This window comes from Exiguobacterium sp. s22 (genome assembly GCF_018617455.1).
Taxonomy (GTDB): Bacteria; Bacillota; Bacilli; order Exiguobacteriales; family Exiguobacteriaceae; genus Exiguobacterium.
The window spans coordinates 39,834-62,687 of sequence record NZ_JACSKD010000011.1; the positions used below are offsets into that span (position 1 = coordinate 39,834).

The 22,854-nt window shown below is 50.6% G+C and carries 34 protein-coding genes; 31 read left to right on the forward strand and 3 right to left on the reverse strand.

Annotation, left to right across the window (positions count from 1 at the left end; all coding sequences use genetic code 11):
- Positions 1-232: 232 nt before the first annotated feature.
- Positions 233-1,399, reverse strand: coding sequence for an IS200/IS605 family element RNA-guided endonuclease TnpB (gene tnpB, locus KNO94_RS14070; protein ID WP_214780745.1), 1,167 nt, complete (start codon positions 1,397-1,399; stop codon positions 233-235).
- A 519-nt stretch (positions 1,400-1,918) separates the two neighbouring features.
- On the opposite strand from tnpB, the gene KNO94_RS14075 reads away from it, so the two are divergent.
- From KNO94_RS14075 to KNO94_RS14145, 15 genes are all read left to right on the forward strand, one after another.
- Entirely contained in the window at positions 1,919-2,995 is a 1,077-nt protein-coding gene (locus tag KNO94_RS14075; protein ID WP_214780747.1) for a helix-turn-helix domain-containing protein, read from the forward strand.
- A gap of 351 nt (positions 2,996-3,346) precedes the next feature.
- A complete protein-coding gene (locus tag KNO94_RS15445; RefSeq protein ID WP_353047870.1) occupies positions 3,347-3,604 on the forward strand; it encodes a helix-turn-helix domain-containing protein in 258 nt (85 codons plus the stop codon).
- Positions 3,605-3,813: 209 nt separating this feature from the next.
- A complete protein-coding gene (locus KNO94_RS14085; RefSeq protein WP_214780751.1) occupies positions 3,814-4,386 on the forward strand; it encodes a sigma-70 RNA polymerase sigma factor region 4 domain-containing protein in 573 nt (190 codons plus the stop codon).
- Positions 4,387-4,398: 12 nt separating this feature from the next.
- On the forward strand, positions 4,399-5,013 hold the full coding sequence (locus KNO94_RS14090; RefSeq protein ID WP_214780753.1) for a sigma factor: 615 nt from the start codon (positions 4,399-4,401) through the stop codon (positions 5,011-5,013).
- An 11-nt stretch (positions 5,014-5,024) separates the two neighbouring features.
- Positions 5,025-5,171: a hypothetical protein gene (locus KNO94_RS14095; protein ID WP_214780755.1), complete on the forward strand. Its 147-nt coding sequence runs from the start codon at positions 5,025-5,027 to the stop codon at positions 5,169-5,171.
- Between the two features lie 118 nt (positions 5,172-5,289).
- The gene (locus tag KNO94_RS14100; RefSeq protein ID WP_214780763.1) at positions 5,290-5,709 is read left to right on the forward strand and encodes a hypothetical protein; all 420 of its coding nucleotides are present in this window, start codon (positions 5,290-5,292) and stop codon (positions 5,707-5,709) included.
- Positions 5,710-5,893: 184 nt separating this feature from the next.
- On the forward strand, positions 5,894-6,400 hold the full coding sequence (locus tag KNO94_RS14105) for a dUTP diphosphatase (RefSeq protein WP_214780765.1): 507 nt from the start codon (positions 5,894-5,896) through the stop codon (positions 6,398-6,400).
- A gap of 162 nt (positions 6,401-6,562) precedes the next feature.
- Positions 6,563-7,303 carry a P-loop NTPase family protein gene (locus KNO94_RS14110; protein WP_214780767.1) on the forward strand — a complete coding sequence of 247 codons (741 nt, stop codon included), beginning with the start codon at positions 6,563-6,565 and terminating at the stop codon, positions 7,301-7,303.
- A complete protein-coding gene (locus tag KNO94_RS14115; protein WP_214780769.1) occupies positions 7,303-7,536 on the forward strand; it encodes a hypothetical protein in 234 nt (77 codons plus the stop codon). Before KNO94_RS14110 ends, KNO94_RS14115 begins: the two co-directional genes overlap by 1 nt.
- 5 nt (positions 7,537-7,541) lie before the next feature.
- Positions 7,542-7,697, forward strand: a complete 156-nt coding sequence (locus tag KNO94_RS14120) for a hypothetical protein (RefSeq protein WP_214780771.1) — start codon at positions 7,542-7,544, stop codon at positions 7,695-7,697.
- A gap of 9 nt (positions 7,698-7,706) precedes the next feature.
- Positions 7,707-7,988, forward strand: coding sequence for a hypothetical protein (locus tag KNO94_RS14125; RefSeq protein ID WP_214780778.1), 282 nt, complete (start codon positions 7,707-7,709; stop codon positions 7,986-7,988).
- A 16-nt stretch (positions 7,989-8,004) separates the two neighbouring features.
- Entirely contained in the window at positions 8,005-8,448 is a 444-nt protein-coding gene (locus tag KNO94_RS14130) for a hypothetical protein (RefSeq protein WP_214780780.1), read from the forward strand.
- Positions 8,445-8,624 (forward strand): hypothetical protein, encoded by a 180-nt coding sequence (locus KNO94_RS14135; protein ID WP_214780782.1) that lies wholly within the window; start codon positions 8,445-8,447, stop codon positions 8,622-8,624. The genes KNO94_RS14130 and KNO94_RS14135 overlap by 4 nt, the downstream gene beginning before the upstream one ends.
- 370 nt (positions 8,625-8,994) lie before the next feature.
- The gene (locus KNO94_RS14140; protein ID WP_214780784.1) at positions 8,995-9,978 is read left to right on the forward strand and encodes a DnaB-like helicase C-terminal domain-containing protein; all 984 of its coding nucleotides are present in this window, start codon (positions 8,995-8,997) and stop codon (positions 9,976-9,978) included.
- Between the two features lie 172 nt (positions 9,979-10,150).
- A complete protein-coding gene (locus tag KNO94_RS14145) occupies positions 10,151-11,107 on the forward strand; it encodes a toprim domain-containing protein (protein WP_214780786.1) in 957 nt (318 codons plus the stop codon).
- Positions 11,108-11,177: 70 nt separating this feature from the next.
- Here KNO94_RS14145 and KNO94_RS14150 read toward each other — a convergent pair whose 3' ends face one another.
- Positions 11,178-11,399 (reverse strand): helix-turn-helix domain-containing protein, encoded by a 222-nt coding sequence (locus tag KNO94_RS14150; RefSeq protein WP_214780788.1) that lies wholly within the window; start codon positions 11,397-11,399, stop codon positions 11,178-11,180.
- Positions 11,400-11,431: 32 nt separating this feature from the next.
- Complete coding sequence (locus KNO94_RS14155) at positions 11,432-12,088, reverse strand: helix-turn-helix domain-containing protein (protein WP_214780790.1); 657 nt, start codon at positions 12,086-12,088, stop codon at positions 11,432-11,434.
- Positions 12,089-12,373: 285 nt separating this feature from the next.
- On the opposite strand from KNO94_RS14155, the gene KNO94_RS14160 reads away from it, so the two are divergent.
- The 16 genes from KNO94_RS14160 to KNO94_RS14235 form a co-directional block, all read left to right on the forward strand.
- A complete protein-coding gene (locus KNO94_RS14160; protein ID WP_214780791.1) occupies positions 12,374-13,015 on the forward strand; it encodes a hypothetical protein in 642 nt (213 codons plus the stop codon).
- Between the two features lie 168 nt (positions 13,016-13,183).
- Positions 13,184-13,510, forward strand: a complete 327-nt coding sequence (locus tag KNO94_RS14165; protein WP_214780793.1) for a hypothetical protein — start codon at positions 13,184-13,186, stop codon at positions 13,508-13,510.
- Between the two features lie 456 nt (positions 13,511-13,966).
- Positions 13,967-14,692 carry a hypothetical protein gene (locus tag KNO94_RS14170; RefSeq protein WP_214780795.1) on the forward strand — a complete coding sequence of 242 codons (726 nt, stop codon included), beginning with the start codon at positions 13,967-13,969 and terminating at the stop codon, positions 14,690-14,692.
- Between the two features lie 119 nt (positions 14,693-14,811).
- The gene (locus KNO94_RS14175) at positions 14,812-15,234 is read left to right on the forward strand and encodes a hypothetical protein (protein WP_214780797.1); all 423 of its coding nucleotides are present in this window, start codon (positions 14,812-14,814) and stop codon (positions 15,232-15,234) included.
- 9 nt (positions 15,235-15,243) lie between these two features.
- Positions 15,244-15,660, forward strand: coding sequence for a hypothetical protein (locus KNO94_RS14180; protein WP_214780799.1), 417 nt, complete (start codon positions 15,244-15,246; stop codon positions 15,658-15,660).
- On the forward strand, positions 15,657-15,800 hold the full coding sequence (locus KNO94_RS14185) for a hypothetical protein (RefSeq protein ID WP_214780801.1): 144 nt from the start codon (positions 15,657-15,659) through the stop codon (positions 15,798-15,800). Before KNO94_RS14180 ends, KNO94_RS14185 begins: the two co-directional genes overlap by 4 nt.
- A 31-nt stretch (positions 15,801-15,831) precedes the next feature.
- Positions 15,832-17,409 (forward strand): DNA cytosine methyltransferase, encoded by a 1,578-nt coding sequence (locus KNO94_RS14190; RefSeq protein WP_214780803.1) that lies wholly within the window; start codon positions 15,832-15,834, stop codon positions 17,407-17,409.
- Between the two features lie 44 nt (positions 17,410-17,453).
- Positions 17,454-19,577 (forward strand): DNA polymerase, encoded by a 2,124-nt coding sequence (locus KNO94_RS14195; RefSeq protein WP_353047871.1) that lies wholly within the window; start codon positions 17,454-17,456, stop codon positions 19,575-19,577.
- Positions 19,574-19,822, forward strand: a complete 249-nt coding sequence (locus KNO94_RS14200; protein WP_214780806.1) for a hypothetical protein — start codon at positions 19,574-19,576, stop codon at positions 19,820-19,822. Before KNO94_RS14195 ends, KNO94_RS14200 begins: the two co-directional genes overlap by 4 nt.
- Before the next feature lie 4 nt (positions 19,823-19,826).
- Positions 19,827-20,033 carry a hypothetical protein gene (locus KNO94_RS14205; RefSeq protein ID WP_214780808.1) on the forward strand — a complete coding sequence of 69 codons (207 nt, stop codon included), beginning with the start codon at positions 19,827-19,829 and terminating at the stop codon, positions 20,031-20,033.
- Positions 20,030-20,266, forward strand: coding sequence for a thioredoxin family protein (locus KNO94_RS14210; RefSeq protein WP_214780810.1), 237 nt, complete (start codon positions 20,030-20,032; stop codon positions 20,264-20,266). Before KNO94_RS14205 ends, KNO94_RS14210 begins: the two co-directional genes overlap by 4 nt.
- The gene (locus KNO94_RS14215) at positions 20,267-21,322 is read left to right on the forward strand and encodes a hypothetical protein (protein WP_214780812.1); all 1,056 of its coding nucleotides are present in this window, start codon (positions 20,267-20,269) and stop codon (positions 21,320-21,322) included.
- On the forward strand, positions 21,319-21,600 hold the full coding sequence (locus KNO94_RS14220) for a hypothetical protein (protein WP_214780814.1): 282 nt from the start codon (positions 21,319-21,321) through the stop codon (positions 21,598-21,600). The genes KNO94_RS14215 and KNO94_RS14220 overlap by 4 nt, the downstream gene beginning before the upstream one ends.
- A complete protein-coding gene (locus tag KNO94_RS14225; protein ID WP_214780816.1) occupies positions 21,597-21,794 on the forward strand; it encodes a hypothetical protein in 198 nt (65 codons plus the stop codon). Before KNO94_RS14220 ends, KNO94_RS14225 begins: the two co-directional genes overlap by 4 nt.
- Positions 21,794-22,324 (forward strand): crossover junction endodeoxyribonuclease RuvC, encoded by a 531-nt coding sequence (locus KNO94_RS14230; protein ID WP_214780818.1) that lies wholly within the window; start codon positions 21,794-21,796, stop codon positions 22,322-22,324. The genes KNO94_RS14225 and KNO94_RS14230 overlap by 1 nt, the downstream gene beginning before the upstream one ends.
- 186 nt (positions 22,325-22,510) lie before the next feature.
- A partial coding sequence (locus KNO94_RS14235) for a hypothetical protein (RefSeq protein ID WP_214780820.1) occupies positions 22,511-22,854 on the forward strand: 344 nt, incomplete at its 3' end.

Sequence of the window (22,854 nt, forward strand, 5' to 3'; positions counted from 1 at the left end):
TAGTCGTTTGTTCATATCGAGCATTGATCTACGGTGTCTTCTCGCGCGTATGCGCCTATACGTAGACAGCAATGAGTAGTTCATGCATTAGCATCACCGTGTCTTCTCGCGCGTATGCGCCTATACGTAGAGCGCGCGTGTAACACGTTTTGGAAAACAACGCAAGAGATTGTCTACGTACACGAACATACGCGCGATTACTAGGTTATGCCAGCTATCGCCAGCAAGTTTACTAGTCTATCTCCGTCTGACCGACGGTTGAGCGGATTGCTTCATTCCGCAAATTGTAACTGGCGTTCAAGTCTCGATCATGGTGAGTCCCGCAATTCGGGCAAGTCCACTCACGCAGATTCAAGTTCTTAACGGCTTTGTGTTTGTGTCCGCAACATGAGCAGGTTTGGCTCGATGCGTAGTTTCGCGCGACGACGACGACTTGTTTACCGTACCATTCCGCCTTATATTGTAACAATTCACGGAACTTGTACCAAGATACATCTGCTGTCGCTTTGTTGGATTTTCGGTCGTTCTTGCTTAACATATCTGCGATACCCAAGTCCTCGATGCCGATGATATCGTGGTTTTTGATTATCTCAGTCGATACTTGGTGCAGGTAGTCAAGGCGTTTGTTGGCGACTTTTTCGTGAAGTCGCGCCACTTTACGTTTCTGTTTCTGATAATTCTTTGCTTCGGCAAGTTCGCATTTACGCGCTTTGGCGAGCAGGTGGCGCCGTGACATCTTACGTTGTTCACGGGCTAGACGTTTCTCCATCGCCGCCAAGTGTTTCGGGTTGTGGTAGAGCGTACCGTCCGACACGATTGCGAACGTTTTTCGCCCTAAGTCGATACCGCATACGCTGCCAGTCTTCGGCATTTCTGCGATTTCTTGCTCGGTCACTAGCGTCACGAACCATTTACCGGTTGGTGTACGTCTGATCGTGGCTTTAAACACTCGACCGACAACTTCGCGGTGTACTTTGATTTTAACAAAGCCTGCTTTAGGTAACTTGATTGTCCCGTTGACAATCAATACTTCAGGGTTTTGGTTTTTAGCTTGGATTTCTGTAGTATAAGCGTGCGCCGATCTATTCTTACTCTTGAACTTCGGTGCTTTATTCTGTTTTTTGAAAAATCTTTTAAATGCATCATCGAGACTGATGATTGCGTATCTTGTCCCCCTATTATCTACTTCGGATAGCCACTCGTATTCCGCTTTCAGTGGTGACATCATTTTCATACACTCAAACTTCGATAACCCTTTCCCCGTCTTCTCGTAAGCCTTGTTCCATTTATCCAAGAAGTGGTTGTACACAAACCGTGAGCATCCAATCGTCTTGTTGAAGAACACCTCTTGCTCGGCTGTCGGGTAAATGCGGAACTTGTAAGCCTTATTTCGTAGCATGTTTATCACCTCCTTGATTTATATGATATCACCGTTATTTGATGATATCAACACTTTTCTTCAAATTTGTTAAAATAAATGATATCACCGTTTTTGTTCCTTATATAGAGCGAAAAACAACCCATACGCAAATTACGTAACCGTCCGCCAACCCACGCAAAAGCGCCCGATCACAGGCAAAATAAATGCTTGCAATCGAGCGCTGGAAGTTATATCGTTAAATCAACAAATAACTCGAACAAAATAAAAAGCCATCCGGCCAAAGGTTCTGCTACCAACATTGCCTTTGGACGCACCGATACTACGACTATCGGGACGCACTTCACGGATGACCTCTATTAATTTGGTTTATAACCATATTATAAGGGTCTAAAACGTGCAGGTCAACGGTTTTACACTACTTTAACGCCATTTCACGCGGGACAAGTCTATGTAAACCTTTGCATGCACACCGCCAAGCGCTTCTCGACAACCATCGGGAGGCGCTTTTTGTTTGTTCCTACTAAGGAGACGACAAAATTGGCACAATCAGCGATCACCTATATCCTCAATGACGATACCCTCAAATCACTATCCAACCACGCAGACAAGGACGCAGTAAACGCTACCTACTGGTACCACGTCGACCGTATTGGCGACACCCTCACGAAGACAGAACGCAACATTTTCAAGACGCTAACCCACTATATGGTCAAGTTCGCAGGTGTGGCGTACACATCACGGGCGACACTCGCTAAAGCCGTAGGTTGCAGCGTCAAGTCCGTCCAACGCGCCTATGCGAAATTCAGCAAGCTCGGCATCATCGAGATCATCGCAGCCAAGCGCCAATCAGATATGCGCCAGACGGCGAACATCTTACGGTTGATTCCCGCACCAGTAGCGGTTGCTGACGAGATTGAAACATCGGTTGACCCGCAAGATGTCCCACAAGAAAATGGCGAAAATGTCCCGGCATTAAACTGCTCTTTAGCACCTAAAGTCATTAAAGACCTTAAATCATTCGATAGCGCAGGTGCGCGCGAGTGTGCCAATAATTCTGACAGCAGTGAGGTGGCTTTAAGCCCGCAACAGGTATTGAATTCGTTTGACATACCTACCGAAATCCAGCGGGCACTCATGCCTCTATCGTTACCTGTCGCTAAACTGCTAACCCTCGTAAACCCGCAAGACACGCGCAACATCGTCAATCACGTCCAGTCCGCACTGATCGGTGAATTCCCGAAAGTGGCGGCTAACTTCGACATGCAATCGTATGCCGACGTGATTGCGTCAGCAGCGGTACGTACCGCATGGGTCGCCAAACGTAAGCCTGTACGGAATGTTGTCGGATACTTCCTCAAGACACTAGTCACTGAACTACGCAAGGCATTTATGGCGCTCACTGTCGAATGTTTGGCGGAAATAACGGTAGAAGAATTAGGCGAAGTCGCGTACGAGGGCGCTGGTTGCCGTTATGTGACGCTTCATGTCGAGGATATGGCTAAGGTATGGGTCGGCTGCGAAGCGGCGCAGGAGACGTCACAGGCAGTGTTAGAGGCGTTAGCTGGCGGGGATTGTTATTCGAGTGTCCCGTTTGGGGCGGTAGCTGGCGCATAACTGCGGCTTGGTGGCGCCACCCTACAAGCCCCACGAAGCTGGCGGCAAATGCCCGCCGAAAACTTTTTAAAACTTTTTTGCGCCAAAACTGGATAATTTCCGCAAAACTGCCCTATATACAGTGTCAGGCGAAAGTGCGAAAGCAAATTTCCGAAAATTATTTTTGCCGAAACCTGCGAATTTGCAAACTGAGACGGTTATACAGTGTAGAAAGCGAAACAAGCGAAACACGACGGCATTTGGTAGGTGCCGTTGGATTTTCGAAAGGTGGCGTTTTAGCTGGAGATTATCAACAAAAACTCTAACTTCACCATTTTCCCTAACGAAGTATTACGTGATCGGACGCATGGATTGAAGGCGCGAGACAAGTTGGTCTACGGTGTCCTCTGCTCATACAGCGGAAACACAACGAAGTCGACGTTTGTCAGCGTGGACCGTGTATCGAAAGATTGCGTGATGGATGCACGATCAGTACGTAGAGCGATTGAGAAGCTGGCCGCTGTCGGATTGGTTGAAATCGAAAAAAGGTTCGACGAAAACGGTCGCCAGACATCCAATTTATACACGATAAACACGTTGCCCTTACATTTTAGACAGGGTGGTGAGTGACACTTTTGTCAGTGACGAGGGTGTCAGGAATGTCAGACGAACTAGACTGTTAAATAACTATACGTATAAGTAACTAGAAAAAGATTGCGCGCCAACAAAAACAAGCGCCAATACTGACGTTAATAAGTAATTAAAAGATTGTCGGCTAACGCCGGTAAGCCAGTCTGTCGACTGTCTTACATATATTATTGTCGCGGAGGATTGTCAGTATGAATGATAGCCAGTTATACGTTGAATACGGTATCCCCGTTGAAACGCTAATCAAATACATCGGTGACGCGCTCAACAACAACGGACTGTCGCCATCACTCGCAATCCTCGCCAAGCACGGTCATGATCGTGAGGACGTCACCCAGCATATGGCGCTCAGGTTACATGCGGTACGGGACGATTACGACGCTGACAAGGCAACAGTCGCCACATTCGTCACGCTTGTCGTCAAACGCGAGGTGTGGCGGATGGTGCGGGACGCGCAGCAGGACAAACGTAAGGCGCAGTATGAGTCGGTCAGCGTCAACCCGTCACCTGAAAGTAGCGTCGACCTGTTAAACGCGTTCGGCACGACACCGGGACCTGCGGAGCTGCCGGACATCGACTACATCACGTCACCACTGATCACGCAATTCGGCGCCCACTTGACTGAGGCGTTCGTCGAATACACGACGTCAGATTATTCGGTGCGCGAGTTGGTCGCCAAATACGGTTACAACCAAAACAAATTACAACGGACGTTTGCGAAGGTGCGCCAATATTTGCGCGGTACTTTGGCGGACGTGGCGTAGGAGGTGCGGCAGATGACGGACACACAACAGATGAGTTACGCAAATTACGGAATTGACGTAGAAGAAATTGACAAATTAGTACGGTCAGCACTTGCCGGCGGACAGTTCCGCTTCCCACGGAACCACTTGCAGGCTTACGGTTACGAGTTCGACGACTTACACCAGCAGGCGATGATGTATGTTTACAAATACAGTGCCAAATACGACGCAGAGGCGGGCATGCCTTCGACATACATCTATCGTACGGTCAAGAGCGCTGTGTGGCACTTGATGGCGTATTACACACGCAAGGGGCGCCGTGACGCCGTGTATGCGACAATCTCGATTGACAAGCCGTTATTTGCGGAGAGTGACGGAGATTCCGCTGACATGCTCAACTACTTGGGCAGCGAAGATTTCCCGGAGATCGCGGCAGACCTAGATTATATCGCCGTGCCTATGTCACATCGATTTGGCGAAGTCATGACCAACGTGTTTATCGACATCTACGCAGGTGACGGAAGTATCGTAGAGCATGCAGAAGCGTTGGGCACCAACCGTAAGGCGTTATCACAACGTTTGAACGTGATGAAGCACCACATGCGTCACATCTTACGGCAGACAGGGGATTACGCAAAATGCGCATAGGAGGCGGACAAGTGAAAGACTCATTACCGATAACCAAGCCGTTGAAGAGCAACGTGTATGCGGATTACGTCCAATTGCAACGCAAAGTGGCGGATTTGACATTGGAAAACAAACGGCTCAAGCGGGAATTGCGTCTGACGTCGAAAAACGCTTGCTGACGTCGTGTTTAACGGGCGCAACGGGCGCCGGCAATACGTAGGTATAGGTAGACGCTAGAGCGCCGTAAAACACCTATAAACGCTTGATAAAACGACATAGAACGGAGAGTGACGCAAAATGACCGAAACTAACCCAGACGTCGCAGTCCACCGCGACCGCGCATCCAAGCCGTCAACCGCTGATTACGCCAACATCCCGCATGATCAGTGGAATGTGACGACGTTGCGGGCGTTTGTCAGCGATATGCACCAAACCGTCAAGGGTATCCCGTACGCACCGTTTCGCGGTTGGGGCGCAGAATCGCGTATGATGCGTGACGCGCTCAAACAGTACGGCGCTAAGGCTTGTGCTGACGCATATGTGGCGGAGTTACGGCAATACAAGCAAACACCGCAATATCCCGGCTTTAGTTTCGGGTTTGCGTGGTCATACAAGAAAGACGCGTTCCAGCGGGCTTATGTCGCTTATATGCGGGATATGGCGCAGGACGACGACACAAACGACACAAATACGGAAGGTACGGTGGATTGGTTATGAAGACCCGCGAGGAAATACTAAAACGCATCGCTAATCTCGAAGTTAATATAGATTTCTGCGAAAGACGGGCAAAAGGGCGGAAAGGTACTGGCGGACCAAGTATCGGAGCATGGGCGTTAGGGTTAGAAGTGCACGCGCTCAAATGGGTTCTTGGTGAAGAAGATAAACTAACGGGGGACACCAAATGATTCTTACACGTAAACTGTGGGACTACATCACGGACAAGCAGGTGGCGCTCGATGCGACCATCTTGAAAAAGGCGAAATTCGAGCCGGACTTAGAAGACCGCAAGCTGGCGTTCTTTGTCGAAGTGGCGGAGTTTATCAAAGAATGGCGCGAAGAAGTCAAATGGTGGTCCGTCAAGCCTAACGACAATGGCGCCATCATCGAAGAAGCCATCGACTGCAAACACTTCGCGGCAGGTATCCGCTTGGTGCGCGACTTTGGCGGCAACATGTACGAAGTCATCCGCAACACTCACGATAACTACGAGCTGACGTACGGCAAGTTGAATACAGCGAAGGACGTGCGGAAGGTACTGCGCCAGTTGCAACGTACCGACCATGAGACGGAGGCGTTGGCAGTGATCGTGTACTTGCTGGAACATCTCGGATTTACGGAAGCTGACTTGAAGGCGGCATATGACGCAAAGAACGCTGAAAACTATCAACGCGTAGCTACGGGCTACTGAGAGGACGTGCGGTATGAAAAGGTGTTGTAATATCCGTTGCGCCGTTCACTATAACGAGTTTAATAAGGTTGTTCAGTGCCACAGTTGCGGACATGTTTATGTACCGGCGAGTAGGTTCCAATATTTATTAAACCGATACTTCAAATGGTGGGGGTGACGCAATTGACGCAATTTGACGCAACTCAATCCATCCTGCGCCACCACGCCAAATCCGCCGACCCCGCGACCCTGTGGCAACATAGCGTCATCTTGCATGGCGCAAGCGGGCGGGGTGGGGCGCTAGAGTCCGCCAACATTCCGCATGATTATCGCCACTACACGCCAGTTGACGCTCCACCGCTCGACAGCCAGCCGAAAGCCAAGCAGTTTGTCGACCGCTACACACAACTGATCGGTGAGCATTTTACTACGGGGCACCGGTTAAAGTCGTTGTATTTCGTCAGTGCTTCGCCCGGTACCGGTAAGACGACGATTGCTTGCGCCTTACTCAACGAATTCATCGCAGTCAATTATGTGACGGGGTTACAGGGCCACGACAATTACCGCAACCCTGCGTATTTCTTAGATGCTAACGAGTGGCAGGCGACATTCAACTTGGGCGTGACGCTAGGTGACGGTAACGCGTATTTGCAACGGTTCACACGCCAACTGGAAAAGGCGTTGACCGCGCAACTCTGCGTGATTGACGACTTGGCGGTAAGTGCGCTGACTGACGGTTTTAGACGCCACTTACACACACTGATCAATGGGCGCATGTTGGCGGGCAAGCCGACCATTTACACAAGTAACGTAGCACTTCGGGAGTTGCTGCTTAGTTTGGGTGATGACCGCTTGGCAGACCGTGTGAAGGACATGTGCGCAGAGGTGGCATTTGTTGGCGGAAGTAGAAGGGGGATGCGGTAATGAAGTGTGTAAACTGTGGGCGCCCGACCGAGGGCGGTTATTGCGATTGCATGATTGTCTATGGGGTATTCAAAGGCGCTTGGTGGGTCACCGAAACGACTACTAAACCGCAGACTATGGGCGAGCGTGAAAAGCTTGCCTTCGAAATTGAGACTTTTATGTCAGCGCAGGGAATATCGCTTGATGACGGCATTTGGTACTTACTCGAAGCATTAGCCGATGAAACGAGGTAACCGCCATGAAACTCTACGTACACAAGGAAGACTACGAATTGCTGCGGTTGGCGCTGGCTAACTTGCGGGCGTTGGCCCACGTTGAGCGGGATGAGACGAAGCTGGCGCATATTCGGGCGCTGGATATCGAGTTGATTAGACAACGGAATAAGCAGAAATGAGGCGGTTTCTTGGCTATAAAAATTAACAAAGAAGTCGAGAAGGTTATGGTTAAGGTTTACATGCGTGATGAGTATGAGGCGAAGGATGGGCGCCGCTTTGAGTATGGCGGTATTGATTTCTACCTAGTAAAATCAGGCAGTTACTGGTGTATTTGGGAGCCGATTGCTAAAAAATTCGCGGTGACATGGCGAAAAACAAGAGTTCAGGCGTTGACAGAATTTGAGGAGTTCATGTCCGTACACATAGATAAAGTAAGGGAAATTATAGAACGAGAAAAAAGCCACACATAATAAGGAGGTGCCGCATATGGCGCGAAACAACAACAAATTGGACGCCAAGAAGCAGTTTGACGCATTACTCGACCTATGGCTAGTGGCGCAACGGTTTCGGTCAACCATCGTCGGTGGCGAGATTTGGCGCACGGTCCAGCTGTACACGCAGTACGGCAACTACGGCAAGCATGCACAGTTCGTCGAAACCGCATATGCGGCGCTCGATTGCTTGGAGACGATCATTGTGACGGAGCCTGCGTTAAATCCCGTAGACTACGACAAGGCGGCGGGCAAGGCTGTTGCGGATGCTTGCGACCAGTTTGCGTACAACGACCGGCAGACGATGGTTGTGACATACGATTACGCCGACAAGCAAAAATTCCGCAAGATGGCGGATGATGCGAAAGTGTTGCCGGGATACCGGTTGAACGACCACATGCGCAAGTTGCGTACGTTGACGGAGGATGCTAAAAAATGAGCAAATTTAAAGCTATGAACGAAGCAGAAAAGGTGGCGCAGAACAAGTCGTTATTGCGTCGGTATTATAAAGTTGTAGCAAAATTAATCGAAGACCCAAACGCAACAGAGGCAGATTCCGACTTAGAGGAATATTTGGAAGAAGAAATTTTACGGCGTATGAACGCAGGGAATTAATAAGTCAAACAGGAGGTATCGCCATATGGATTACGGGACGCAATTATTGAGCAAGGCGCTAGATGACGGCAGCCTACGCGAACTGACGCAATACCGCGTCGAACGCGAGGATTTCGTAACGGAAACCGAGCGCAAGGTGTACGACATGATCACAGAATACGCGAACACCGATGGCGGGTTACCTTCCGCTGAACTGGTGGCTTCGCAGGTACCGGAGTTTGGCTATGTGGCGGGGGTCACCGATAGCGCGCGGTATTTGGCGGCCCAGCTCAAGGACGTTCGGGCAAAGCGCGAGCTGCATGTGTTGCTGACTTCGAGCGACCTGTCAGAGAATTTTCAGCGGTTACCGGCGGAAAAGTTCGCCAGCCAATTGTCAGATGCAGTAAATAGTATTAAACTAAGAACAGGTGTTCGTAATAATGGCGTCGAACTACGAACAGTGGCGGAGGATTTCAGCAACGAGTATCAGCGCCGTAAGACCGGCCAATCCTTCAAGCGCTGGGAATCGAAGTTTGACGTCATCAACTCGCACGCTGGCGGGTATTACTCGGGCAACATGTATACGTGGTTCGGGCGCTCAGGTCGCGGTAAGTCCATGATGTCGTCGATTGAGGAATCAATCAATGTGGCGATGCAGGGCGGCACGGTGCTCGTCTGGTCGCTTGAAATGTCGTGGTATGAGGTGCTCGCGCGCATGTTGACGAGTCTATCGGCCCGTTTCGGTACTACCGGAAAGACTTTAGACGGAGAAGCGCAGGGTATCGACCAGCAGGCGTTATTGAGCGGTCAACTGGACGACGAGCAAGAACGAGCGCTCGACATGTTGTTCGGGGCGTATATGGCGCAAATTCCCGGCAATGTCGTGATTCGGGGAGCCGACGACCCTGCGCTGATCACGCGCACAGTGGACGATTTGGAGGCGGACATACTCGCTACGGGCGCAGACTTCGTGGTCGTCGACCCAATCTACTTGATGGATTTCGACGCCAACACATCGAGGGTTGCGGGAGGCGACGTCGCCAACACAAGCAAGCGCCTACGCCGTATGGCAGGGCGCCTCCAGACCGTGTTAGTGATTGTGACGCAGGCTGACGAGGATAATAGCGACAAGGCGGACGAGGATGGGGTGCGGACACCGAAACCACCCGCACGGAGCGAAGTCAAAAAGTCGAAGGCGATTCTTGAGGACAGCGCGTTACTGATTGCGTTTGATTCAGCGGACGGTGCTGGGGTCATCGAGATCAGTAAGGGCCGTAACGGTGGCGAGGGCAAACGGGCCGACATCATCTTCTTGCCGCGATATGGCGTCATCAAGCAATTGACCTCCGACCAAATCTTCGCCCGTGTGTTTTGATTGTGAAAAATAAGGCAAACACAATACACATTCTTTTTCTGTCTTATTTTTCTGTCTCAAATTGGGCGCTAAAGCCGTTTTGACGCAAAAGCAAAAAGGCGAAGGGCACATATGAAAATGTCAAGGATTGAGAAACTAAATATAGGTGTTCTATGATAAGGAGGCGGGGTAGTTGACAACGGTCAAGCAGATCATCGACAAGCTGGATATTGCGGAAATGCTCGAAGATTTCGACTGGCGCAGACCACGCTGGTCCGAAGACAAATTGATTGCGTGCAGCCCGTTCCGTGACGACCATTCCCCGTCATTCTTCGTCACACTGACCGGTGAGTACAAAGGTGCGTGGGCTGATTCGGGCGCAACGGGAGATTACGCAAAAGGCGGATTCATACGCTTATGGGCGCATCTCAACGACATCAGCGAAGATGGGGCGTTACAAGAACTGGCAGCGCTGGTTGGCGACAATGGCGACAGTCTACCGACACTCGACATTAAACTGTCGCTTCCTGTCGAACGAAAACCCCGTTTAACGATGGACGGTATCACGACGGGGCATGTAAGATATTTAGACGGGAGGGGTATCGCGCCACAGGTCGTCCGTGCGCTACACTTGTCTTACGACAACATGCGCCAAGCTGTCGTTATCCCGTGGTTCGACGTTCAGGGGCGTGTGGTCGCGCTCAAATACCGCAGCACACGCTCCAAACAGTTCTGGTACGCCAAGAACGGTCACCCGCCGAAAGACTACGTGTACGCCGCTGACAGAGCGTATAAAAGGCGTTTCCCAGTCGTATATGTGACAGAGGCGGAGATTGACGCCATGAGCGTAATGACCGCAGGGTTTCCGTGCGTGTCGACAGGTGGCGCAGCATTGACTATGGCGCAGATTGACGTGATCAAGGGATTACCGGCGCATACGTTGGTGTTGTTGCCGGACGATGACGAGAAGGGGCGCGAGTGGGCGTTGAAGCTGGAGGCGGTGGTCACCGGGTATAAGCGTGTGGTGACGGTGGTTTGCGGGGCGCAGGCTGCGGAAGCCGGCGTGGATGACATCAAGGATGTGAACGACTATTTACTTAAATTCGGAAAAAGCGAACTAAATAAACTAATTAGTATAGCGAATTCCTAAATTTGTATGTAAAATGGGACTAGAGTGTTCCGAATGGGACGCTTTGGGACGGAGGCCGCCTTCGCAGTCCTCACTTGAACGGTTCAAAATCGTAGAGTTCTTCAATCCTGTCGAGGTTGAGTACGATCATGACAGTATATGCCGCGTCCAACGGCATCAGGCGAGTGGTTTTCTCATATCGTCTGAGCGATGTATAAGGGATTCCGGTCAGTTTCTCTAAATCGCGTAACGTCATCTTTCGTTCATTGAGCAGACTACGAAGGCGACACCGTGACACTTTATAAAATGCCATGCTGCCGCCCTCCGATTGTAATATTTTGTTACTCAATCATAGTAATCCTTATTTGAAATCTCTTCAAGAAGTTTAGCAGAAAATCTTTTAATAAACGCTTTATACTCTGCATTGTTGATGGAGTTGATTGTGTTTTCATGTAAATATTTTTCGTATTTCAAGAAGTAAGAAGAGTCGTCTGTAGGCTTATGGTCACTATCAGTCTTCATTATATACGAGATCAAGTCAGGCTCATCTTTTATTAAGTTGCCAAAGTTTTTGCGACGTTCGTGTTCTTCTTCTGAAATGAATTCAACAATGTCCTCCAATTCACAATGCAAGAGGGCAGCGATTTGGTTCAACACACTACTTTCGACTGGTTTGTTATTCACTAATTTTGTCCGAACCGTTTTAGTAAGTCCCAATGCATTGCAAACGTGTGTGACTTCAATGTCGTATTTCTTCATGGTCCGATGAAGTGGTGCATAGCTTGTTCTCATTTTAGTCTTATCTATATTTAGTGAACGAGTCAGCATCTCTCTTATATAAATCAAGTGACTTTCCAAATCAATACTCTCGTCGGAGTTATCCAACTTATCTTTAACACTGTTCGCTCGCTCAAGTATGGGCTTCAAAGAGTCGTCAATAATGACAGCTTTTTGTAGCATACCGATCAAGGACTCAAACTCGTCCTTATGATTGTCAGCCATTTTGATAACCTCCAATTTGTTTCTTAAATTTATCTTATTACTAAATCGTTAGAAAGTAAACTGTATTGGCACAAAAATGGACATACGTGTCCTACATTTTGGACTTTCATGTCATTTTCAGCTTGTCTTGTCCGGTGCGAAAGTGTAAGATGTAGGCATGAGATATTCACAGATATGGTTGGATAAAACATTTTGAAAGAATTTTATCCAAAAGTGGATATTTTTCTGAGATTTACCCTATATACTATGTAAGTCAAAATCGAATCGGAATGGAGTGTTGTATTAATGGGTGATTTGACAACTGAATCTGGTCTATGTGCTTTCCTCTTTGCCAACAAACAAAAAGTTGAGCGGAGCTTACGGAAGCGATCACGGGACTCTCAAATGATTGAATGTGCCGTGGAAGACTCAATCGACGCCGTGCTGCGGAAACGAGCACGAGGCGATTTGGAGTTGGTGCCCGACAAAGTGCTCGGATACCTAGCAACATGCGCCAAACGACGGTTGCAGGATTATGCGGAAGCGAACGCCAAAGCGCTGATGCAGAGCACAGACGACCTTGACGCCGCTGTTGATGGACGCCAAACCATCGCACGGCTGACGATTTGTTCGGAACCAACGGTGCCCGGCGCCGATGCGGTTTTTGAACAAAAAGAAGACGGACAAGCCGCCGCCAAGCAACTGTCCGCCATCCTAACATATGCAAGTAATGACGTAGAAGTAACCGCCATACTCACCGCTATTACCGAAGTGATTCGCGCCAACGAATCCAAATCGGACGAGATCAAGAGCCTTAATATGAGTGAAGTCGCTCGCCAAAGCAACCTCATTCTCGGCTATGATCGCTTTACTTACAAAACCGTACAGACTCGACTTGCGAAGTTCTCACGCCAAGCAAGCCGATATTTGTTAGAAACTGCTGCCTAACTTTTTTGTCGTAATATACGTGGGTGAAGTGTGGCGCAGGGATATATGTAACTTATGCCCTGTGTCATTTACTTCATTCCCATTCTATCGAAAATATAACATTTTTGCACGCAATACTTCTGCTTAACAAAAAGGAGACGATGAATAATGGGAAGAAATCAACAACTCATGCAACGTAAAATCCGCAACACGAAACGTCACCGCGACTTCGCTAACATGATGTATACCGTCAATTTCCGCCAGTGTCGCGTCACTGATCATGCAATCATGCGCTTCTTAGAACGGGTCAACCCGCAAGCCGACCGTCACCATGCGTTGAACACGCTACGTGACGCTTTCAAGAACGCCGAGTACGTCGGTCGCGTTGAGACAAAGAGCGGAATCGCACGGGTGTACCGTAATGGTGCGATTGTCATGCGGTTGGGCGTTGATGACCTGCAAAACACGATTGTGACGTGTTGGGCGGATTATTCGCAACACCCGGACTGTGCGTAACATAAAGTAACGTTGTCATTAAATTTTCGCAGGGGCGTGTAACGCTTATTTAGTCATGCGCTAATTACGCTTTATGCGCCTTGCTTACGAGTTCATAGTAACACGCAAAAACCACCGTTGCAATACTTATCCACAGGTAAATTCGCAAATTACTAAAATATTACTACTTATTACGCAAAATTGTGGATAACTGTTACGACGTTTGTACTAATACTACGCAAATTACGCAAAGGAGGTTTCACATTGTGCAGCATCACGGACATGACGAAGCAACACGCTTGATCGTTGAACAAATCAAACGCAACGGTAGCGTCGGTGGGCGCCGAATTGCGTGACCAGCCACACGTCGGGAAGGATTAACTTCGTGAGCCGACGCCAGTCCGGGACTCATCCGCACAGTCCGGGGCTGACGTGGCCTTGCGAAGAGGTACAACAATTTACGGAGGTTTTGCGTACATGGCAATTAAACGAGGTAGTAGCGCAATCAAATCGGCATTGGCGGAGAATAGCGGCGGAGGTTCGTCGGTGGCGTTCACTCCGTTTAAGCCGGGGATGAAGTACAAGGTTCGGATTCAAACAGTTGACGACATTGTGGAATACAAGTGCGCGTCAGTGTACAAAGTGTTCAATTCCACAGCCGTTGCATCGAATGACAACCTGTACCAAAAAGCGGCTGAACTACTTTACGCCGACGCCAAGAAAGTGAAGGACGAGGCGGGAAATAAGGCTTTGCGAGACCAAGCGTATCAAATCACGCCAAAGCCCAAATACATTTTGGGTGCGGTCGATTTGGAAACTGGTCAGAAAGCGTTCTTTGATTTGACGAAGAACCAAGCCAAAGCGGTGATCACGATGCTCCAGAAGAAAGCTAAAAAACTGGCGACAACCGCATTTGAGCTGGAGAAGGTTGGCGATGGAACAAATACGACCGCTACATTGACGCAACTTGACGAAGACGAGCTGGACGCTAAAGAGTTGGCGGCGTTTGAGAAAGCGGCGGAGATTGAGTTCACTGACGAAGACTTTGAGTCATTGGTGCAGGAGCGCTCACACGAAGAACAGCTTGAGGACATCTACGCGTTCGACCGCAAGTTGGCGGAACGTCTCGATGACAGCAAGGTTGGCGGGCCGACCGGCAACACGATTGAGGCGGATGTTGATGAGGATTCGCTTCCCTTCTAAGTCTACGCTGACTGACCGCACATAAGCGCGACGGTACGGGCACTACGACATACGATTGACCAGCGACGGCGGAGCGCTTAATCTCCGCCAACACTTTAAAGAAACGTGAGGTAACGTACATGGCGACACCTTTAAACTATAAAGCACTCACGCAAGACCACGTAAACTACGCCACCACAACTGCCGAAACTGGCAGACTGTCCGAATTGATGGCGGTACAGGCGCTAATCCGCAATGGGTATGAGGTGGCGGAACCTGTCGTCACATCGGCGCATGACCTGTTGATTCGTCGTCCGGGCAAGCGCCATTACGAGCGTGCGCAAGTCAAGACGGTATACGTGCGCCAAGATCGCGGAGGCGCGTTGGTGGTCAGTGGGGCGAAGAATTCCGGCAAACCGTACTCAATCGAAGAGGCTGACGTCATTATCGGAGTCGACCGCTTTGACGTGTACGTCATCGAAAATGCGTCACAACGCGAATATTGGGCACAGAACGAAACCATCGCAGCAGGCAAGTGGACCAAGTTGAGCTTGTTTGCGTGAGGTGACGCCATGCTGTGGGAACGCAGTTGGGACGGCAATGACTGGTATACCCGCAAGAAGCTCGCCAACGGCAAGACGGCGCTAGTCGCTATGCAACGGGACGAAACGGTAAACGCCGCCATGCCGTATTTTTATGTGGCGTTGGCAATCGTCAAGAAGCGCAAGCAAACGTACAGCTCCGATGTATTCGACAATCGCATCACTGGTGACGGCGGTCTTGAAGGGCTACTGTTCGCCAAGCAAGCGTTGATTGACTTCGAGGGACGGTTTAGCTTGCCACATTTCGCGATAGCTGTCGCTGGTAGCGATGGTCGCCGCCAACGTGCCTATGAACGGTACCTGACGCGATTGGGTTACCGCAAGGAGCGCATTGACGGGCAGTTGGTGATGGTCAAACGGATTAATCGCAAGGAGGCGCAAGCATGACGGTACAACAGTTGATTGACGAGTTAATGGCGGTCGAGGACAAATCCCGCCTTGTTGTCGGAAGTTTCGGTGACCACGTGATCAACGTCATCGAGTCGGAGGACACGCGGATTGTCGTATTAGAAGAATGGTCTGATTGAGCGGTATCAAACAAACACGGAGGTGCGTCTATTGCGCAAATTACGGTATTTGGACTTTTTCGCAGGAATCGGTGGGTTTCATTCAGCGTTCGAACGCGTAGGTTGGGAGTGTGTCGGCTTCTGCGAAATCGACAAGTTCGCCCGACAGTCGTATAAGGCGATTCATAACGTGGAAGGCGCCAAAGAGTGGCATGACATTACAGCGGTCACTGACGAAGAGTTCGCCGAGTTACACGGCCAAGTCGACGTGATTGCCGGTGGGTTCCCGTGTCAGGCGTTCAGTGTCGCAGGCAAGCGGGGTGGCTTCGAGGATAGCCGAGGGACGCTGTTCTTCGAAGTGGCGCGTGCCGCCAAAGCGATCAAGCCGAAGTATTTGGTGCTCGAAAACGTGAAGGGGCTGTTGTCGCACGATAAAGGCAATACAGTGGACGTTATCCTGCGCACATTGAACGAGTTAGGCTATACCGTCGACTTCGAAGTCCTCAACACGAAATTCTTCGGAGTACCACAGAACCGTGAGCGCATCTTCATTGTGGCGGTACGTGACGACTTGGTGGCGCAGGAAGCGTGGGACATCAAGGGTACGGGAATTGTCGCCAAAGCCAAGAAGCGTTTCAGTGGCGCAGGGGGCGTCAAATCGTTCAACTTCTTCGGTTGGGCCTCGGCATATGACGTGGTTGGCGCCAAACTCCGTGACGTGTTGGAAACGGAAGTTGACGCCAAGTACTACTTGAGTAACGAGAAGACTGCGAAATTAATTGACCTCGTCGGCGGAAAGGTGTCAAATCACGACTGCATTGACTCGCGCCAAAAAAGTGCCGATAAAGTTCGATTGTATAGCGGCATTTGTCCGACTATTAACGCATCAGAGACTAAAGACATTAAGAAGATTGTCGAAGAGAATACCGTTGTAGTAGCTAACCTCAATCATTGGGGCATGGATATCATGAACCGGGTGTACGGAATTGACGGTCAGGCGCCGACACCCCATACAATGCAAGGTGGTTGCCGTGAACCTAAAATCGCTGAACCAAAGGACGGGATTCACGTTGTTGGCGATTTGCAACTCTATCAATACAAATCACTAAACGAGGTTTACGGGATTGGTGGCGTATCCCCGGCTCTCCTAGCGATGCAAGGTGGGAACCAAGAGCCACGGATTTTGGAACCGGCTGTACACGCCACACTTACGCCAGATCGCGCAGAGAAGCGCCAGAACGGACGTCGATTTAAAGACAACGATGAGCCGATGTTTACGCTGACAGCGCAAGATAAACATGGGATTACGACTGTTCAATACTCCCGCAAAACAGGTATCGGAAAAGAAATCGACGTCAGCGTTTGTTTGTCGGCGAGTGACTGGAGAGGTATGAACCGTAATCAGGCGCAAAACACTGTACTTGAGGCTACGCCAAAATACCGAATCCGCAAGCTAACGCCACTCGAATGCTGGCGCCTCCAAGACTTCACCGACGAACAGTTCGCCAAAGCGCGAGCCGCCGGTGTCTCCGATTCACAATTGTACAAGCAGGCGGGAAATTCCGTCACAGTGAAAGTCGTCGAAGTGATCGCGCATAACTTAACGGCACTCGACGCACAATTACGCTAAAAACGCAAATTACGCAGAAAGGGTGAGCGCATTTGACGCTAGACGTGAAACTACAACCCGCACCGCCTGTTGACGCCGATGCCCGCAAGCAAGCGGTCGCCCGCGTCAAGGCGCAGAAGGCGGCACAACAGGAAACGATGGATGACGCTTGGGCGCGAGTTTTCGCCACCAAATTGAGTGACGCAGACCGCGCCAAGTTGCAGGCTGTGAAGCAGGCGATGGATGCCGGGAAACTCGGACGTCTGCCGGAGAAGGCGGGCAAGCGGTTCTCGAAGGCTGAGGCGATGGCGCTACACAAGGCGCTAATTGAGATGGACCGTGAAGCCACGCTACAAGAACTGGTCGCCAACAAGCCGTCAAACTACCACATGGTCCGCAATCAACGTGAGTTGGACCGTATGGTGGCGCTCACCCTCAAGGAACCGGTAATCGGGCTAGACACGGAAACTACGGGACTCGACGTGTATGCGGACGTGATCGTGGGCATTTCGTTGACGCTGCCTACCGCCGATTTGCACTTCTACGTGCCTTTCGGTCATACGGAACGGACGGAATTGGACGCCACCGCAGTGTTGAAAACACTAGCGCCAATCGTCATCAGCGAAACTGTCGGCAAGGTGCTGCATAACGCCAAGTACGATATGCACATGTTCCGCCGTCACGGTTACGAGTTGGCTGGCGTTGTTTGGGACACGCAAGAGGCGATGCAGCTACTTAACGAAAACGAGCCGTCGATGGCGCTCAAGAATTTGGCTACGAAGTATTTGCATGAGCCGTCAGACACGTTCAGCGAGTTGTTCGGTAAAGACGCCAAGTTTGCGGAGATTCCGCTAGACGTCGCCACCGTATATGCCGCAAAGGATACGCACCTCACATGGCGCTTGTACGAGTTCCAACGCAAACACTTCGCCAAGATTCCGTCAGTGCAGCGCTATTTCGAGAGTGTCGAAGTACCGTTGTTGTACGCAGTCCTCGACATGGAGCGCAACGGCTTCGTCATCGACCTTGAGTTTGCGAAAACTTACGGTACCGAAATGAAGGCGCGAATCGACGAGGAAGAAGTGGCGTTGGTGGCGGAGATTGGCGCAGGTGTGACGGACTTTAATATCAACTCGCCACATCAGCTTAAACCTGCGTTGGAGCGCATCACCAAGCGCAAATTAGAGAGTACCGACGCCAAAAAGGTGTTGAAGCCGTTAAGTGGCGAATTCCCCGTGATCAAGCGATTACTCGACTACAAGGCGGACGTGAAGCTGTACTCGACGTATATCTCGAAATTACCGGAACTGGTTCACCCGAAAACAGGGCGGTTGCATACGCAATTCAAGCAGAATGGCACAGTTACCGGTCGATTCAGCAGTGGCGGCAACGGGGCAAATTTACAGAATATCCCCAAGTCGGCGCGTAAGTTGTTTTTGGCACCGGAAGGTTATTTGATCATGGGCGGTGACTGGTCGCAACAAGAAGTCCGCGCATTGGCGCATTTTACGCAGGAACCGACGTTGTTGGAAGCATACGCCACCGGGCGCGACATCTACGCTTCGATGGCTAGCGAAGTTTACGGCAAGCCTTACGAAGAGTGCGGTGATGGCACATTTGAGCGTAAAGCAATGAAGGTTGGCGTCTTGTCGTGTATGTACGGTACCGGTCCGGCGACACTCGCCCAACAGCTTGGAATCTCGAAAGCAGAGGCGGAATTGTTCATTGACGACTTCTTCGCTCGACTGCCGAAAGTTAAGGCGTGGATTGAAGGTAACAAGAAGTATGCGGCACGTCACGGATTCGTGTGGCTTGACGGAGAACAACGCAAACGACGCCTACCTGACGCCAGTGGCAAGACTACCGGCAATTGGGAGCAACGTGGGCGCACCATGCGGGCACTGCGCCAAGCGACGAACGCTATCATTCAGGGAAGTAGCGCCATTCAGACGAAAGTTACGCTAAATGCGCTGCACAAGCTGTGCGCCCGTAAAGGCTGGAAACTGTGGGCAACGGTACACGACGAAGTATTACTGTTGGTGCCGGACACGATCACGGATGCGGAAGTTGACGAGTTTGAGCGCGTGATGCTCGAAAGTTACCCGTTTGGCGATGTGCCGAACAAGACGGACATCGAGTTGGGGCGCTGTTGGGGCGAAATGAAATCGAGAAAGGAATGGTTTGCGTGAAACTATTTGCTAAACGACTTTGGGAATCAGTTAAATCGGTCTTGTTGTACGGCGGTACATTTATTGGCGTAATCACGTTGGCAGTATTGATTCAAATCTTTGCAGAGGTACATCCGCGAATTGCTTTTTGGGTCTTTGGATTTCCGATGCTCAGTATCGTAGGAATCGCTTTACTGACGTTAATTTACATGTATATCGACTGGCTAATTATCGAACCAATCAAACAATCACGAAAGGAACGGTGATCACGTGAAAGAGTTCATCGCTAAACTGCTGACTTTCGTTGTCATGACGGGAGTCGGCGCAATCATATTTGTAATCTACGCATTGTTGGCGCTTTACTTTGAGACGGTAGTTGACGTCGTATTCGTAGTTTCGATGTGTTACGTAGTTGGTTGGTTGGCGACAAACATCGCCAAAGAAATTAAAACATCACGAAAGGGTGGCGCCAAATGAGCCAAATCATCAAGTTTGAGCGCAAGAACTGCGCACCATGCAAATTGGTCGGCAACACTTTGAAAGGCGCCAACATTCCGCATACGACGGTAGATGTCGAAGAACAGCCGGAACTCGCCGCCAAGCACCGCATCATGTCGGTACCTACGATTGTCAACGGTAACGACGTGATTGTCGGCGGTGGCGCCTGTATGACGTATATCATGCAATTAAACGCAAAGGGACGTGATTGATTGTCAAAGCTAATCAACCGCAACACTGCGGGAATCTCCGCTGACTACCACCATGACGTAGCATCTTCGTTGGGTGACGCATTTGCCGCCTACTTGGACGAGTTTCACAGTTACCGCGAGCCTTACGATGATGAGTTGGACGCGCAACTTCACGAAGCCTATGCGAAGATCAAGCGCGTCAACAAGTTTGCGAATATGAACTGGAAGGTACCGAACTTCTCGCCATCTGCGGCAGGGTCGTCACTCCGCGACCTGTACGAGAAAGTCTGCAAGTCGAAGAAAGACGAAACTCGCACACCTCCGCACCAACGGCGCTGGACTGCGCAAGGTACGGCACTCGGTGATTGGCTACAGCGGGAATTGTTGTTGGCGGAGAAGCATTATCCGAAATTCACCGGCAAGCCCGCCACCTTCCGCCTCGCCCGCACCACTGATGGCTACCCTGCGTTTGAGGACTTTATCTACCGCCAACACGTCGTAAACTACGATGGCGTAGACATGGCGCTCATGGGCACATCTGACGGTATCATGGAGTATGTGACGGATGACGGCGAAGTGTTGACGGTCGGACTCGAAATCAAGTCGAAACAGACGACGTCAGCGCGAACCAAGCCATATAGCTTGTCAGCGCCGGAAGCGAAGCACATCGATCAGTGCACGGTGTACTCGATTATGTACGGACTTGATTACTTCGTGATTACGTACGTCAACGCTAGTAAAAAGTCGTGGGCGATGACACCGGAAGAATACGCCGACAACCCGGACGTGCGGGCCTTCGGTGTTTACATCACGGAAGAGATGCGCAAGGAAGTGCTCGACCGGTTTGCTGGCGTCGTGAAAGCTGTACAGGCGCAGACCCCGCCACCCGTCGACTTGCACAACTGGACGTTCAACAACCATAAGCAGGCGATTGTTGACGGTTTGATTGGCGCCGAGATTGCGCAAATTACGCAAACTTACGAGCAGACGAAGAAGTCGCGGTTACCGGAATACAAGAAACGCCCGGTTATCGAGGCTTACGAAGAGATTGTTAAACTACGTGGAGGTGCGCTATGACAACATACGAGAAATGGATTGATTACGTAAGTGGTGCGCTGGTCGCATTTGCTGCGGTAGTTAGCTTTTTAACGGGTGACGTACTTAGCGGTTTGTTGTTTACATCGGTGTTGATGTACCAAATCGTCAACCACGTAAACAAGCGTCAACTTGCGGAACTCCGCGAGGATTTGGATTTGGCGCTGAAACGTGAGAGTGAGTTTATGTATCGGGCGCTTGCTGCGGAAACTGCGCTGGCTTACGAGAAATACGACACCAAAGCAGGTGAGGCCGAATGAACGCATACACGTTGTTGACGTATTTGATTTACTTGGCGGTCGTCTTGATCGGTGTCGGCGCCGTCTACGCCTTCTTCACGGGAAATGTGCTCGCGTTCGCCATCGCAGGACTCGCAGGTTTCGTGATTACGTTCTTGTGTGGCGCCTGTATCGGCTTGTACGACAAACTCCGTAAGATGGGCGGTGGGCTGTAATGGCGCGCCGTAAGAAGGACGTCATGCGCATACTGTCGTGGGACATCAGCTTGTCGTCACCCGGTGCCGCAGTCATTGACGTAGACACCGCTAAAAACAAGGCGTACGTGGTCGCTCACTCGCACTGTAAGACGGCACAGGGTGAAGCACTCGCCAATCGTACGCAACATATCGAAGCGTGGGCGCAGTTATTCGCCAGACAATACCCGCCATATGACGCAGTAGTCCGCGAGGGCTACAACGCAAGCATGGCGCACCAAAATTATACCGTCTTTTCCGCTTGGTCTGCGGTAGACCGCGGGCTGTTGGCGGCAGGTAGCGCAGTCACCGAGAAGCCAATCGCGCAATCCTCCGTCAAGAAGTTGGTTGTCGGCAAAGGTCGCGCAGAGAAGGCGGAAGTGGCGCAGGCTGTGCGTGATTTGACGGGTTATAGCGGTCAGTTCGCGACAGATGACGAGAGTGACGCCTGTGCGATTGGGCTGGCGTTAGCGATCAAGAACGAATGGTTAACAGTAGTGGGGCGCCCATAAATTAGTGGGCGTCTTTTTTGCGAAAACCGGATAATTCAAAGTGGTGGCGGTCTTTATGTAGTAGAAAGCGAAAGATGGCGTAGGGAAATTTGTGGCGAGAAATTTACGCCAAAAGTGGATAATTTCCGCAAATTTACCCTATATACAGTGTAAAGCGAAAACAAACGAAACTTACGGAGGTCACGCATGAAACTTAAAACGACAATCTACGGCAAGTCATCGACACTGATCGGTACACCTGACGAAATCTCTGCGCTACTTGACGCCGTGCGACGGACAGCGCGACAGCGTGCGGTTGACAGCCTGCCACCCATCGTAGCTGCAGGTGAGCGCGTGTTGGCGCAGATTAACGGACAAGAGGTGGAACGCAAGTCCGCCCCGATTCCGTTTAAACCGACATTCAACGCAATCAGCCAGACTCGGGAAGAAATCGTCAAGGAAGCAATTGCGGATGTGGCGGATTTGTTGGGGCGCGGATATTCGTCAGCGCACACGCCGGAAATAGTGGAGCATGTGGGTACCGTCATCTT

Coding starts and splice junctions, on each gene's coding strand:
- KNO94_RS14115 (WP_214780769.1), top strand. CDS start 7,303: ATGAAGTGTGTAAACTGTGGGCGCCCGACCGAGGGCGGTTATTGCGAT.
- tnpB (WP_214780745.1), bottom strand. CDS start 1,399: ATGCTACGAAATAAGGCTTACAAGTTCCGCATTTACCCGACAGCCGAG.
- KNO94_RS14225 (WP_214780816.1), top strand. CDS start 21,597: ATGAACGCATACACGTTGTTGACGTATTTGATTTACTTGGCGGTCGTC.
- KNO94_RS14165 (WP_214780793.1), top strand. CDS start 13,184: ATGCAACGTAAAATCCGCAACACGAAACGTCACCGCGACTTCGCTAAC.
- KNO94_RS14180 (WP_214780799.1), top strand. CDS start 15,244: ATGCTGTGGGAACGCAGTTGGGACGGCAATGACTGGTATACCCGCAAG.
- KNO94_RS14135 (WP_214780782.1), top strand. CDS start 8,445: ATGAGCAAATTTAAAGCTATGAACGAAGCAGAAAAGGTGGCGCAGAAC.
- KNO94_RS14210 (WP_214780810.1), top strand. CDS start 20,030: ATGAGCCAAATCATCAAGTTTGAGCGCAAGAACTGCGCACCATGCAAA.
- KNO94_RS14150 (WP_214780788.1), bottom strand. CDS start 11,399: ATGGCATTTTATAAAGTGTCACGGTGTCGCCTTCGTAGTCTGCTCAAT.
- KNO94_RS14160 (WP_214780791.1), top strand. CDS start 12,374: ATGGGTGATTTGACAACTGAATCTGGTCTATGTGCTTTCCTCTTTGCC.
- KNO94_RS14090 (WP_214780753.1), top strand. CDS start 4,399: ATGACGGACACACAACAGATGAGTTACGCAAATTACGGAATTGACGTA.
- KNO94_RS14155 (WP_214780790.1), bottom strand. CDS start 12,088: ATGGCTGACAATCATAAGGACGAGTTTGAGTCCTTGATCGGTATGCTA.
- KNO94_RS14220 (WP_214780814.1), top strand. CDS start 21,319: ATGACAACATACGAGAAATGGATTGATTACGTAAGTGGTGCGCTGGTC.
- KNO94_RS14175 (WP_214780797.1), top strand. CDS start 14,812: ATGGCGACACCTTTAAACTATAAAGCACTCACGCAAGACCACGTAAAC.
- KNO94_RS14185 (WP_214780801.1), top strand. CDS start 15,657: ATGACGGTACAACAGTTGATTGACGAGTTAATGGCGGTCGAGGACAAA.
- KNO94_RS14100 (WP_214780763.1), top strand. CDS start 5,290: ATGACCGAAACTAACCCAGACGTCGCAGTCCACCGCGACCGCGCATCC.
- KNO94_RS14170 (WP_214780795.1), top strand. CDS start 13,967: ATGGCAATTAAACGAGGTAGTAGCGCAATCAAATCGGCATTGGCGGAG.
- KNO94_RS14105 (WP_214780765.1), top strand. CDS start 5,894: ATGATTCTTACACGTAAACTGTGGGACTACATCACGGACAAGCAGGTG.
- KNO94_RS14085 (WP_214780751.1), top strand. CDS start 3,814: ATGAATGATAGCCAGTTATACGTTGAATACGGTATCCCCGTTGAAACG.
- KNO94_RS14230 (WP_214780818.1), top strand. CDS start 21,794: ATGGCGCGCCGTAAGAAGGACGTCATGCGCATACTGTCGTGGGACATC.
- KNO94_RS14130 (WP_214780780.1), top strand. CDS start 8,005: ATGGCGCGAAACAACAACAAATTGGACGCCAAGAAGCAGTTTGACGCA.
- KNO94_RS14120 (WP_214780771.1), top strand. CDS start 7,542: ATGAAACTCTACGTACACAAGGAAGACTACGAATTGCTGCGGTTGGCG.